The organism is beta proteobacterium MWH-UniP1, assembly GCA_036362785.1.
Taxonomy (GTDB): Bacteria; Pseudomonadota; Gammaproteobacteria; order Burkholderiales; family Burkholderiaceae_A; genus Lacustribacter.
On sequence record CP143625.1, the window covers coordinates 35,459 to 49,024 of the forward strand.

Consider the following 13,566-nt stretch of genomic DNA (forward strand, 5'->3'; position numbering starts at 1 on the left):
TTAGGGCAAAAGAATTAGAGACTTAACAAAGAGTTCCGCGTCGGCTTCAGACAGGCTGTCGGTTGGGCCAAGGGCGATGATTTCAACGACCTGGGTATTGGCTGGCAAGCTCTGAGATGCAGGCGTGGTTCGGGTCACAGTGCGCATCCACAGCATGGCCTCTTTGTCATCCCCGCTGGAATTGACGCGCATGGTTCCTTTTGCCCGAAGCTCTTGGATCACTTGGCCGCTGCTTTGAATCGTTGTGCGCTGAATGGTGTCCGGTCGTGCTGCAATATTGGCCAGCATGGCGGCTTCGAGATGGCCGGCTGTTGATTTTGCCGTGTTAGATATCCAGCCCACAGCAAACAAATTCTCGTCAATTTTTGCTGAGCGCAGGGTCAAGGACACCACGGCCTTGCTCTCGGGCAAAGACAATGCGCGGCTAACTTCAACTGGTTTCGCGGGAAATGTGGCCTGCCATTTGGCCTCTTCATGCCGCAGGTCTCGCCAGTCGTATTTTGGCGCGCAAGCCAGCATAATGAACCCAGTGGCGCTGATCAAGAGCCAACGCAAATAGAATCTGGTTTTACGCAAGGGGTGAATCATGGGGAGCAGTGTAACGTGATCATTGAATTTAAAAGCAAGGCGGCGGGAGCGTTTTTCATGACTGAACCAGTAATGAAAATGGTGTTTGCCGCGATTGATGTGGAACTCACTCCCAAAGGAATTTTTACCGAGACACAGGTGCCGCTGATTCGTGAGCGCTTAGCCCAGGCCATTGAGCGTTCTAGGGGTGCTGATCAAGCCCGTATTCATCAGCATGACGATGCAGTTCGCCAAGGAGAAGCGAGCGGCCGCGATTTACCCGTGGGGTTATCTCAGCGTGCCTTTCCTCTTTTGGAAATGCTGACTGCGGCTGAAAAAAAGAAAGTGTCGGTGGTCTGGGGCGTTTAAAACCCAAGGACTGGCGCAAGCCGGCTCTTGGCAATGTCGCCGGTCACGCCGGCCCGCTTGGCGTAATCCGCCACCTGGTCGTCACCAATGGTTCCCAGATTGAAGTAACTCGCGCTCGGGTGCCAGAAATAAAAACCGCTCACCGCCGAAGCAGGGGTCATGGCCAGGTTCTCGGTGAGTCCCATGCCAACTTCTTGTGCGTTGAGCGCCTTGAATAAATCGGTCTTCACCGTATGATCCGGGCATGACGGGTAGCCCGGCGCCGGCCGAATGCCCTGATATTTTTCAGCGATTAGTTCCGCGTTGTTCAACTGTTCGTTGGGGGCATAGCCCCAGAACTCGGTTCGAATGCGCTGGTGCAGTCGTTCAGCAAAGGATTCAGCGAGCCGGTCGGCAATCGCCTTTACCAAAATGGCGTTGTAATCGTCGCCCTTTGCCTCAAAGTCTTGGGCAAGCTTGTCGGCGCCATCAATACTGACCGCAAAGCAGCCCAGATAGTCTGGGATACCGCTATCGGCAGCAGCAACATAGTCCGCCAGGCTCTTATTAAATTCCCCGGTGGGTTTTTGGGTCTGCTGTCGCAGGCCCACCCAGGTCAGCAGCGGCTGCTGGTGTGCGTCATCCGCGTAGATCGTAATGTCTTCCGGCGCAGTCCGCTGGGCTGGAAATAGCCCAAAGACACCATTGGCCGTGAGTTTGCGTTGTGAGACCAGTTTAGCCAGCATGGCCTTGCCATCGGCATAGACCTGACGGGCCTGCTCACCGACGATGTCGTCGTCCAAAATCGCAGGATAAGGACCAGCCAAATCCCAAGTCTGGAAAAATGGGGTCCAGTCAATCGTGTCAACCAGCTCATTCAAATCGTAAGACTTCAATACCCGGCGACCGATGGTCTTGGGTTTGGGTGGCTTAATGGTGCTGAAATCAATCCTCGGTGCGTTGGCCCTGGCCTGCTCCAAACTCAATACCGGTGTGGTGGTCTTGGCGGCGTGACGCTCCCGCAGCTTTTGATAGTCCCGCATTAAGTCGCCAAGGTAGGCGCCTTTTTGTGCGGGGTCGCTGGTCAATGACTGCGAGACGGGCACCGACCGGCTGGCATCGGGCACCCAGATGACGGGGCCAGAATAATTAGGGGCAATTTTTACAGCGGTGTGTACACGCGAAGTGGTGGCGCCACCAATCAGCAGTGGGATCTGTTTGCAACGGCACCAGTCGTCACGTTCCATCTCTTTGGCAACGTGGGCCATCTCTTCGAGTGACGGTGTAATCAGGCCAGACAAGCCAATAATGTCAGCGTTGTGGTCTTTGGCGGCCTGAAGAATCTGCTGGGCGGGCACCATCACGCCCAGGTTCACAACTTCAAAGTTATTACATTGCAAGACCACCGACACGATGTTCTTGCCTATATCGTGCACATCGCCTTTTACTGTAGCGATAATGATCTTGCCCTTGGCCTGAGTCGTGCCGGAAGCTTTTTGTTCTTCTTCAATAAAAGGTACCAAGTGGGCCACGGCCGCCTTCATCACCCGGGCGGATTTGACCACCTGTGGCAAGAACATTTTCCCCTGGGCAAAGAGATCCCCCACCACATTCATGCCCGACATCAGCGGGCCCTCAATCACTTCAATCGGCCGACCGCCACGGGCTGCAATTTCCTGGCGGGCCTCTTCGGTGTCTTCAACGATGAAGTCGGTTAAGCCATGGACCAGGGCATGCTCTAAGCGTTTTTGTACGTCAAAGCCACGCCATTGCAACTTCGTTTCTTCGCGCTTGCCGTCGTTTTTCAGTGAGCCGGCAAAGTCGATCATGCGCTCGGTGGCATCAGGCCGGCGATTGAGCACGATATCCTCAACACGCTCACGCAACTCGGGATCGAGATCTTCGTAAACGCCAAGCTGACCAGCATTCACAATGCCCATGGTCATGCCAGCTTTCACGGCGTGATACAGAAACACCGTGTGAATCGCTTCACGGGCTGGATCATTGCCACGGAAAGAGAAGCTCACATTGGACACGCCACCTGAAATCTTGGCATGTGGCAGATTGGCCCGAATCCACTTGCAAGATTCGATGAAGTCAATTGCATAGGCATTGTGTTCTTCGATACCCGTTGCGATTGCGAAGATATTTGGGTCAAAGATAATGTCTTCTGGCGGAAATCCCACTGACTCCGTTAAGAGTTTATAAGCCCGGCTGCAGATGTCTTTACGGCGCTCGAGCGTATCGGCCTGACCTTTTTCATCAAAGGCCATGACAATCACGGCCGCACCATACTGGCGGCAGAGTTTGGCCTGGCGCAGAAACTCTTCTTCGCCCTCTTTCATCGAAATCGAATTCACCACGGCCTTGCCCTGTACACAACGCAGGCCGGCCTCGATCACGGACCATTTCGATGAATCAATCATGATCGGCACGCGAGAGATATCAGGCTCCGAGGCAATCAGATTCAAAAACCGCACCATGGCGGCTTCAGAATCCAACATGGCCTCGTCCATGTTGACATCAATAATCTGCGCGCCATTTTCAACCTGCTGCCGTGCGACGGCAATCGCCTGTTCAAACTCGCCCGCAAGAATGAGTCGTGCAAATTGTTTCGAGCCGGTGACGTTGGTTCGCTCACCCACGTTCACGAAGAAAGATTGCTCATCAATATTGCAGGCTTCAAGGCCCGACAGCCGCAGCTTCGGTGCAATGGTTGGAATGGGCCGGGGGGGATAGTCGCGAACCGCTTTGGCAATCGCCGCGATGTGGTCGGGCGTGGTGCCGCAGCAGCCCCCTACGATATTGACCCAGTGCTGTTCTGCAAATTCTTTTAGAAACCCCGATGTAATCGGCGGCGTTTCGTCAAAGCCGGTCGGCGCCATCGGGTTGGGCAGCCCAGCATTGGGGTAGATACAAATCGCGGTGTCCGCGAGCCGGGAAATCTCTTCTACATAGGGCCGCATGAGTGCGGCGCCCAAGGCGCAGTTCAGGCCAATGGTGATGGGCCGTGCGTGCCGCACACTATTCCAAAAGGCTTCTACGGTCTGGCCCGACAAAATACGGCCCGAGGCATCGGTGATCGTGCCGGAAATCATCACCGGCCAGCGCATGCCGCGCCGCTCAAACACCGTTTCCATAGCGAAGATGGCAGCCTTGGCATTGAGCGTGTCAAAGATCGTTTCCAGTAACAGCAAATCAGCCCCGCCATCCAGCAGGGCCTCGATCTGTTCGGCGTAGCTGGCTTTTAGCTGCTCGAAATTAATATTGCGTGCGCCTGGATCGTTCACATCGGGTGAGATCGATGCGGTCCGCGGTGTTGGGCCAACGGCGCCGGCAACAAATCGTGGATGGTCTGGCGTTGAAAATTTTGCACAGGCCGCCTTGGCGATTCTGGCGGACTCTAGGTTCATCTCCCGCGCAAGTTCGGGCAGGTGATAGTCCTCTTGTGCAATGGTGGTTGCACCAAAGGTATTGGTTTCGACGATATCGGCGCCAGCAGTCAGATATTGATCATGAATTTCGGCAATGACATCGGGCCGTGTCAGCGAGAGCAGCTCATTGTTGCCTTTGACATCAATGCCTTCACTGACGGCTTTGGCAATGGCGGCCTGCACAGCAGGGTCCAAGTCTTTGGCCTTGGTGCCGCGATATTCGTCTTCCGAGAGCTTGTACTGCTGAATCATGGTGCCGGTGGCACCATCTAATACCAAAATCCGCTTGGCCAGTTGTTGGCGAAGCGGGGCAAAGGCTGGCGATTCAGGCAGTTGCACTGGCATGACGGTGTCGGGGACCAAGAAATTTCAAAGAAACGAGCATTTTAGCCCCTTGGCTAGGCTTAGAGGCTTGTGTCGCGAGGGGCAATTCTTTACCCCTCTTGCATCAAGCTTAATTTTTTAGCGTATCAAGCCAGCAGACCAGGCCGTCGCTGTTGAGTTTCAAATCAAGATCCAGCACCTCTAAGCATTGGGCCTGCGTTAAGGCCACACCGTGATCCTTCAGCTGTGAGAGCATCAACCCGGCGAGATCTTGGCGAATCAGACTCGCACGATCAGGCCCTGCCCCCCGATGGCGAAGACCAATTTCGGCGTATTGGTCGGTCTGTCGAAGTAAAAAATCACCATGCCGGCCGACATCGCAGACCTGGGCGTAGTGCGTTAGATAAACAGCCGGCGGCTTTGCGGCCAATAGCCGTCGAATCGTCGGGCCCAACTCATCGGGGGAAAACTGTGAGGGCGACGAGGTCACAAAAATATAGGCCCCGTTGGCGGTGTCGAAGTCGCGATAGGAGATGCCAAAGGTGTCGCCCGTGAAAAAGCTATTGGTCTTGGTGTCACGGATATACACATGGTGTTTGGCGTGGCCCGGGGAGTCCCAGAATTCAAATACCCGGCCAGCAAGCGAAATCGTGGCGCCCTCTGGGGTTTCCAAAATTCGATCTTGCGGAATTGGTTCGAGGCCACCGTATTCACGAACGGCCATCTCCTGCCCATAGACATCGCAGACGGCGGCCCAGAGTTTGGATGGATCCACCATATGCCGTGTTCCCCGCGGATGAACAGTGAGCCGCGCATTGGGGCACAGCCGCATTAACTCGCCCGCACCGCCCGCATGATCCAAGTGCACGTGGGTCAAAACAATCCAATCAACATGCTCAGGGCCAAGACCCAGCGCACGAATCGATTCAATGACCCGCGGTGCAGCGTACTTGGTCGAGGTGTCAATAATTGCCACACGGCCCTGCTCAACAACAAGGTGCACTGCGTCGAACTCATCTCGGAAATACCCGGAATCAATGGCGTAAATACCGTTGTCAAAGTTTCGAAGTACTGGCGTGATCAAGGGGGCTTGGGCATGCTGATGGTGGGACGTGGGAAAGGTCATGATGGATGGTTTCTTGATAAAGAATTAGGACGACAGCCTTGCTTTCACCAGGTCAGTCACCTGTTGTGGGTTGGCCTTGCCTTGAGATTTTTTCATGACCTGACCTACTAAGGCATTCATGGCCTTTTCTTTTCCGGCTTTAAATTCATCCACCATTTTTGGATTGGCGGCAATGACCTGATCGACAAGACTAGCAATCAGCCCGGTGTCTTGAATCTGCCGCAGGCCTTTGGCGTCGATGGCGGCATCGGCAGACTCGAATTCGCCTTGCCAAATGGCGTTAAAGACTTCGCGGCCAATCTTGTTGCTGACGGTGCCATCGGCCACGCGGGCAATCACCCCGGCAAGCTGTGCTGCCGATACACGCGATGCAGCGATCTCAATGCCATCACGGTTGAGCTGCGTGGCGAGCTCACCCATCATCCAGTTGGCAACCAGCTTCGGGTCGACCTTTTCAGCAGCCAACACCGCAAAAAAATAATCGGCACTGTCACGGCTTGCCGCAACCATCGATGCATCATAGTCCGACAGGCCATAGTCGCGGGTCAGACGCTCACGCAGGCCTTGCGGCAGTTCTGGCATTTCTGCACGGATTTGATCAATCCAGTCTTGCGAAATCACCAGTGGCGGCAAGTCGGGATCGGGGAAGTAACGGTAATCGTGGGCGTCTTCCTTAGAGCGCATGGCCCGTGTTTCCTCACGGTCCGGGTCGAACAGCCGTGTTTCTTGAACAACCTTGCCGCCGTCTTCAATCAATTCAATCTGTCGTCTTGCCTCGACTTCAATGGCTTTTTCTAAAAAGCGAAATGAATTCAGATTCTTAATTTCGCAGCGGGTACCAAATTCTTGTTGGCCCATGGGGCGCACAGATACGTTGGCGTCCACCCGGAAAGAACCCTCTTGCAGATTGCCATCACAAATGCCGATCCAGGTGACAAGGCTGTGTAGCGCTTTTGCATAGGCAGCCGCTTCTTTTGCCGAACGCATGACGGGCTCACTCACAATCTCAAGCAGTGGTGTGCCGGCCCGATTCAAGTCAATGCCAGAGCAGCCAGTGGGTAGACCCTCAATGCCTTCATGAATGGATTTGCCCGCGTCTTCTTCAAGGTGTGCCCGAGTCAATTCAATCGTCTTCATACCCTGCTCGGTCACGATGGTGATCGTGCCACCCTGCACCACGGGGATTTCGTACTGGCTGATCTGATAGCCCTTTGGCAGATCAGGATAGAAATAATTCTTGCGGGCAAAGATAGATGTGGGCGCAATCTTGGCGCCGATGGCCAGACCGAATCGAATGGCGCAGGCGGCTGCCTCGCGATTCATCACGGGCAGCACCCCGGGCAGCGCCATATCCACCATATGGGCCTGGGTGTTGGGTGCAGCGCCAAACTGTGTGGATGCCGGCGAAAAGATTTTGGACTTGGTCTTGAGTTGAACATGACACTCCAAGCCGATCACGATTTCCCAGTTCATACCGCACCTCCTGCCGCCATCTCGGGGGTTTTGGTGTGCCAATCACTCGCCTGCTGGAATTGGTGGGCAACTTTTAAGAGATGTGCTTCCTTAAAGCGAGGCCCAATGAGCTGTAATCCCACGGGCCGTCTTGCGTGTTGACCCTGACCAAAACCGCAAGGAATCGACATCGCTGGAAGGCCGGCCAGGTTTGCACCGAGGGTATAGATGTCGGCCAGATATTCCTGCAGGGGGTCGCTATGTTGTCGGTCAATGTCCCAGGCGACCGTGGGCGCCACTGGCCCAGCGATCACATCACACTGGGTAAAGGCCGCATCAAAGTCCTGGGCCACCAGGCGTCGCACCCGCTGGGCCTGGATGTAATAGGCGTCGTAATAACCGTGGGAGAGCACAAAGGTGCCAATCAGAATCCGGCGGCGGACTTCTTTACCAAAACCTTCGGCTCGCGAGCGGCAATAGAGATCCTGAAGGTCTTTGGGGTTGGCTGCCCGGTGACCAAACCGGACGCCATCGAACCGGCTGAGATTGCTCGAAGCTTCGGCAGGTGCGATCACGTAATAGGCCGGAATGCTCAAGGCGGTTCTGGGCAGGCTCACCGGGACGGTGGTGGCGCCGAGCCGCTCAAGTGCTTTGATCGCTGAATGAATCGCAGATCGAACCTCATCGCTCAAGCCCTCGGCAAAGAATTCCTGGGGCAGCCCAATCCGTAGTCCAGCCAGCGGCGTAGTCGCCCCGCCCGATGCGATGGGCTCGGCAATGCCCAAAGCAAAGTCTTCGGGGGCCATTTCTAGGCTGGTGGCGTCTTTGGGGTCAAAGCCACACATCGCCGATAGCAGCACGGCACAGTCCAAGGCGGTTCTGGCCATCGGGCCGGCCTGGTCTAGGCTCGAGGCATAGGCAATCATTCCCCATCGAGAGGCCCGACCGTAGGTTGGTTTGATGCCAGTAAGTGCACACATTGAAGAAGGCTGGCGGATCGAACCACCGGTGTCGGTGCCGGTAGCCGCTGGGGCAAGGCCTGCGGCCACAGCCGCTGCAGAGCCACCAGATGAGCCCCCAGGCACGGCCTTGGGGTCCCAGGGATTTCGTACTGGGCCATAGGCCGAATAGGTGTTGCCCGAACCCATGGCGAACTCATCACAGTTGAGTTTTCCAAGCCCCACCATGCCCGCATGAGTGAGCCGCTCAACCACGGTGGCATCAAACGGGCTGCGATAGCCCGCCAAGATCTTGGAACTGGCCGTGGTTGGCCAGTCACGGGTAACGAAGATGTCCTTGTGGGCAACTGGCAGGCCAACCAGCGAAAATGCTGAGTTCGCCTTCTCTTGCCCCTGATCAAGCCGAGCCTGGGCGGCCTTGGCCTGGGCCAAGGTCACATCAGGGTCAACGGCCAAGAACGAGTTGGTGGTGTCTGACTGAATACGAGCCAGATAGGCTTCGGCCAGCTCAACGGCGCTGCATTGCCGGCTGGCCAGGGCCTTGGCCAGGCTGGCCAGATCGGAATAGGGCTGAAATGGGGCCGTCATTCCACCACCCTGGGCACGATAAACAGGCCTGCTGCGGATTGTGGCGCGTTTTGCATCAGGGTCTCGCGGGGTGGCAGGGGCTCGGCCACATCATCCCGAAGCCTCAGGGCCACATCATGGGGATGGGCCATGGGCGCCACGCCCTGAGTTGGGGCATTGGAGAGCTCCCCCACCCAATTCAGAATTGAGGCCAAGGCGGGGAGAACGTCTCGCTGCTCCTCCTCGGAGATGGCGAGTCGGGAGAGTCGGGCAAGCTTTTGAAGGTCTTTAGATTCGAGGTCCACGGCCGGAAAATTTTGGTTGTCGTTGTGCTTTATTATCCTTTTCTTTTAAGGCAGGTTCCTCATGTTCGGATTCTTTCGAAATTACTTCTCTCAAGACATCGCCATTGACCTTGGCACGGCCAATACCCTGATTTATGTCCGCGGCAAAGGCATTGTGCTGGACGAGCCGTCGGTCGTTGCCATCCGCCAAGAGGGCGGCAATAGCGGCAAAAAAGTCATCGAGGCCGTGGGCCTGAAGGCCAAACAAATGTTGGGCAAAGTCCCCGGCAACATCGAGGCTATTCGCCCGATGAAAGACGGCGTGATTGCAGATTTCACGGTCACGGAGCAGATGCTCAAGCAGTTCATTCGTACGGTTCTAGAAAAAAAGTTTTTTTCTCCAAGCCCCCGCGTGATCATTTGTGTTCCCTGTGGCTCCACTCAGGTCGAGCGTCGCGCTATTCGTGAGTCCGCATTGTCGGCTGGCTCAAGCCAGGTCTTTTTAATTGAAGAGCCGATGGCTGCCGCACTGGGTGCGGGGCTGCCCGTGTCTGAGCCCCACGGCGCCATGGTGGTGGACATTGGCGGTGGCACGACCGAAGTGGGCGTGATCTCATTGGGTGGCTTGGTGTACGCAGGCAGTGTGCGCGTTGGTGGTGACAAGTTTGATGAAGCCATCATCAATTACATTCGCCGCAACTTTGGCATGCTGATTGGCGAGCAGACTGCAGAAATGATCAAAAAACAAATTGGTTCTGCATTTCCTGGCAGTGAAATTCGCGAAATGGAAGTCCGTGGCCGCAATCTTAGCGAAGGTATTCCGCGCACCTTTACGGTGTCGAGCAATGAAATTCTCGAAGCCCTGTCAGAGCCTTTGAATCAAATTGTCGTTGCCATCAAAAATGCGCTAGAGCAGACACCGCCTGAATTGGCGGCAGATATCGCCGAGCGCGGCCTGATCCTGACTGGCGGCGGGGCCCTGCTGCGCGATCTTAATCGACTGCTAAGCGAAGAAACCGGTCTGCCAGTTTACGTGGCAGAAGACCCGTTGTCGTGTGTGGTGCGCGGCTGCGGTGCGGCACTCGATCGTATTGACGAGTACCGGGACGTTTTTGCACATGAATAAAGGGAGCGCCATTACGTAATATGGCACTCTCTCAAAGCCCGCCACCGCTTTTTAAACAAGGCCTCTCTGCGCGTTTTCAGCTGCTGATAGCAGTCAGTGCTGCAGCGGCCTTGATTTATGTAGACCTGCACTTTAGCCTGCTTAAACCCCTTCGTCAGGGGCTCAGCGTTGTTCTGTATCCAATTGAGCAAGTTTTGTTGGCACCCCGCGCAGCTTTTTCTTGGCTTGGCGACTATGCAGGTGTGATTGTCTCAACGGTAGATCGGCAGAATGTCCTTGCACAACGCGAGGTGCAAACTGCTGATCAGTTGTTACAGATTGAACAGTTACGCGCAGAAAACGAGGGCCTGCGGGGGCTTTTAGATCTGCGTAAAGCCGTTAAACAAAAGACACTCGTGGCAGAAATTAGTCACGAGATGCGCGATGCATTCAGTAGCCGTGTGGTGATTGATCGCGGCAGTCAGCACGGTATTGCACCAGGCCATCCTGTGATCAACGCCCAAGGCGTTGTCGGCCAGGTGGTGCGTGTCTCCCCCATCACGGCAGAGGTCTCTTTAGTCACCGACCCTTCTTTGGTGATTCCAGTGAGTTTGCCGCGCTCAAGCTCAAGAACCGTAGCAGTCGGCGCTGGTGATGGGCAGCAGGTGGAACTGCGCTATTTGAATATCAATGCAGAGGTCGAACCGGGTGATATTTTGGTGACCTCTGGCTTAGACGGCCTTTATCCACCGGGGCTGCCCGTGGCCAAGGTCAGTCGCGTAAAACGCGCGGGTAGCGGGCAGTTTTCAAATGTCTTGTCCGCGCCTGTTGCGCCGGTGGGCACTTTGCGACATGTGCTGGTGATCATGGTGGATGCAAGCCTGATTCCGCCCGCACCCAGGGACTTGGATAAGGCCCAGCCGGCTGGCAAAAAGCCCGCAGCCACAACAACAGGCACTTTGAAAAAATGAGACGCACCATACTGGGTAGAACACCCTCGACTGCCATGATCACCGCATCGTTTGTGGTGGCCTTGGTGTTGGAGATGTTGCCCTGGGGTAGCTGGCCAATGCCTGAATTTTTGGCGTTAGTTTTGGTGTTTTGGAATGTCTTTCAGCCGCGCCGGGTGGGAATCGCTTTGGCGTGGTTATTAGGCATTGTGATGGACGTTCACTCGGGCGCGCTGCTAGGGCAGCATGCCTTGGTCTATTCATTGCTGTCTTATGGGGCCATTGCAATGCATCGGCGTTTGCTTTGGTATTCCGTTCCCGCTCAGGCCTTGCAGCTATTTCCATTATTTTTGTTGGCCAATGTTGCTGTGACGCTTGTTAACGTATTTTTCTCGGGCGTAGCGCCTTCTTGGGTGTTTTTCTTTGCCCCCGTGCTCACCGCGATTCTTTGGATACCGCTCACCAATCTAGTGCTGAGCCGGTTGAATCGCGCACGTGACTCAACCGCAGCAATCGGGCGATAGGGCGATCCGATCATGAATGACTTTCGCTCGAATACGTCCAGCGACTTTCGGGTGCGCGCCTCGTTTATGGCGCTTTTGGTCTTGGTGCTGTTCGGGGTGCTGTTGCTGCGCTTTGCCTATCTGCAGATTTGGCGATATTTTGATTTCCATGCCTTGTCTGAGGACAATCGGGTGGCATTGCTGCCGGTGCAGGCACCTCGCGGGGAAATTTTTGATCGACATGGTCAAATCATTGCCCGTAACACGTCTGCATTTGCGTTAGAAATTGAGCCCCACAAGGTGCCCGATCTTGAAGAGACTCTGGCGTTTTTGGGCACGTTGATCAAAATTGATGAATTGGATCTGCGGCGCTTTCGGCGATTAAAGGGGGAGCTGCGGCGGTTTGACTCGATTCCGCTAAGGCCGATTATGAACGATGCCGAAGTGGCTAAAGTCGTGGTGCATTTACATCGCTTGCCGGGCGTTTCAGTCAATGTCCGCTCCATCCGTTTTTATCCTCATAACGACTCATCGTCTCATCTGCTTGGCCATATTGGCCGCATTTCGAAATCCGACCGCGAGCGTTTAGAGCAGACAGATCAGGCATCGAGTTACTTTGGCACATCGCACATTGGCAAGCTCGGCCTTGAGCAGTCTTACGAGGCGGAACTTCGCGGCCGAACAGGCTTTGATCGCATGGAAATTACAGCAGGCGGTCGCATGGTCAGAAGCCTGGAGCGCCGACTGCCAATTCCAGGGAAAAACCTGAGACTCTCGATTGATGGAGAGCTGCAACGGACGATTGAACAGGCCTACGGTAATCGACGTGGGGCCTTGGTCGCACTGGAGCCCAGCACCGGTGAGGTCTTGGCCTATGTGTCGATGCCAAACTTTAACCCCGCCTTGTTCATCGACGGCATTGATGCGGCCACCTGGGATAGCCTAAACAATTCACCCGATAAGCCGCTTTTAAATCGCCCGTTACGGGGCACGTATCCGCCGGGGTCCACCTATAAGCCCTTTATGGCAATCGCTGCATTGGAGTCGGGCAAACGTAAGCCAGAGGACACCATTAACGACCCGGGCTATTTTATGTTTGGTAACCACAGGTTTCGTGACAGCAATCCAAACGGCAATGGCATTGTTGATTTGAAAAAATCAATTGTGGTCTCAAGCGATACTTACTATTACATTTTGGCCCGCGACATGGGCGTGGACCTGATCCATGAGTACATCCGGCCGTGGGGTTTTGGTCAGAAAACGGGGATTGATTTGATTGGCGAGGCCTCGGGGATTTTGCCCTCCTCTAAGTGGAAAGAAGAGCGGTTTAAACAGCCGTGGCTGCCCGGGGAAAACATGTCGATTGGAATTGGACAGGGTTACAACTCGTTTTCCATTTTGCAGCTGGCCAATGCGACTGCCACGCTAGCCAATCGCGGCGTGATGATGCGGCCACGAATTGTTCAGTCGATTGATGACCCCAATACAGGTCTAGTAAAAAAAACCGAGCCCGAGATTGTTCGCACCCTACCGGTTAGTCAACAGGCCCTGGATTTGGTGATTGATGCCATGGTCGAGGTCAATAAATCCGGCACCGGTGCTCGGGTATTTGCAGGCGCACCGTATTCGGTTGCTGGCAAAACAGGCACGGCCCAAGTGGTGAGTATTGGTCAGAACGAAAAATATAACGCAGCTAGAGTTGCCGAAAGATTTCGGGACCACTCTTTATACGTGGCATTCGCCCCTGCGGAACAGCCCAAAGTGGCAGTCGCCTTGATTGTCGAAAACGGTGGATTTGGTGCTGCAGCGGCCGCGCCAATTGCGCGGCAGGTATTTGATCATGTTCTTTTAAAGAAACCAGGAGCCAACAGTGGCCGCTGATCGATCTGTGCGCCCCACACCCGGCGGCCCAATTGGCTGGTGGCTGAGCCTGCGGCGCTTGTTCTC

General features: G+C 55.1%; 11 protein-coding genes. 5 read left to right on the top strand and 6 right to left on the bottom strand.

The window, feature by feature from the left end; translation table 11 throughout:
* Positions 1-576 carry a hypothetical protein gene (locus AOB54_00160; protein ID WVN42839.1) on the bottom strand — a complete coding sequence of 192 codons (576 nt, stop codon included), beginning with the start codon at positions 574-576 and terminating at the stop codon, positions 1-3.
* On the opposite strand from AOB54_00160, the gene AOB54_00165 reads away from it, so the two are divergent.
* Complete coding sequence (locus tag AOB54_00165) at positions 475-936, top strand: DUF1840 domain-containing protein (protein ID WVN41838.1); 462 nt, start codon at positions 475-477, stop codon at positions 934-936. The genes AOB54_00160 and AOB54_00165 overlap by 102 nt on opposite strands.
* Here AOB54_00165 and metH read toward each other — a convergent pair.
* From metH to gatC, 5 genes are all read right to left on the bottom strand, one after another.
* On the bottom strand, positions 933-4,694 hold the full coding sequence (gene metH / locus AOB54_00170; GenBank protein WVN41839.1) for a methionine synthase: 3,762 nt from the start codon (positions 4,692-4,694) through the stop codon (positions 933-935). The two genes, AOB54_00165 and metH, sit on opposite strands and share 4 nt — an antisense overlap.
* A gap of 109 nt (positions 4,695-4,803) precedes the next feature.
* The gene (locus AOB54_00175; GenBank protein WVN41840.1) at positions 4,804-5,799 is read right to left on the bottom strand and encodes an MBL fold metallo-hydrolase; all 996 of its coding nucleotides are present in this window, start codon (positions 5,797-5,799) and stop codon (positions 4,804-4,806) included.
* 24 nt (positions 5,800-5,823) lie between these two features.
* On the bottom strand, positions 5,824-7,272 hold the full coding sequence (gene gatB / locus AOB54_00180; GenBank protein WVN41841.1) for an Asp-tRNA(Asn)/Glu-tRNA(Gln) amidotransferase subunit GatB: 1,449 nt from the start codon (positions 7,270-7,272) through the stop codon (positions 5,824-5,826).
* Positions 7,269-8,798, bottom strand: a complete 1,530-nt coding sequence (gene gatA / locus AOB54_00185) for an Asp-tRNA(Asn)/Glu-tRNA(Gln) amidotransferase subunit GatA (protein WVN41842.1) — start codon at positions 8,796-8,798, stop codon at positions 7,269-7,271. The genes gatB and gatA overlap by 4 nt, the downstream gene beginning before the upstream one ends.
* Complete coding sequence (gene gatC, locus AOB54_00190) at positions 8,795-9,082, bottom strand: Asp-tRNA(Asn)/Glu-tRNA(Gln) amidotransferase subunit GatC (protein WVN41843.1); 288 nt, start codon at positions 9,080-9,082, stop codon at positions 8,795-8,797. Before gatC ends, gatA begins: the two co-directional genes overlap by 4 nt.
* A 61-nt stretch (positions 9,083-9,143) precedes the next feature.
* On the opposite strand from gatC, the gene AOB54_00195 reads away from it, so the two are divergent.
* From AOB54_00195 to mrdA, 4 genes are read left to right on the top strand one after another with little or no spacing between them, the layout of a single operon-like run.
* On the top strand, positions 9,144-10,187 hold the full coding sequence (locus AOB54_00195) for a rod shape-determining protein (protein WVN41844.1): 1,044 nt from the start codon (positions 9,144-9,146) through the stop codon (positions 10,185-10,187).
* 20 nt (positions 10,188-10,207) lie between these two features.
* The gene (mreC, locus tag AOB54_00200) at positions 10,208-11,137 is read left to right on the top strand and encodes a rod shape-determining protein MreC (GenBank protein ID WVN41845.1); all 930 of its coding nucleotides are present in this window, start codon (positions 10,208-10,210) and stop codon (positions 11,135-11,137) included.
* On the top strand, positions 11,134-11,640 hold the full coding sequence (gene mreD / locus AOB54_00205) for a rod shape-determining protein MreD (GenBank protein WVN41846.1): 507 nt from the start codon (positions 11,134-11,136) through the stop codon (positions 11,638-11,640). Before mreC ends, mreD begins: the two co-directional genes overlap by 4 nt.
* Before the next feature lie 12 nt (positions 11,641-11,652).
* Positions 11,653-13,500: a penicillin-binding protein 2 gene (mrdA, locus tag AOB54_00210; protein WVN41847.1), complete on the top strand. Its 1,848-nt coding sequence runs from the start codon at positions 11,653-11,655 to the stop codon at positions 13,498-13,500.
* Positions 13,501-13,566 lie beyond the last annotated feature (66 nt).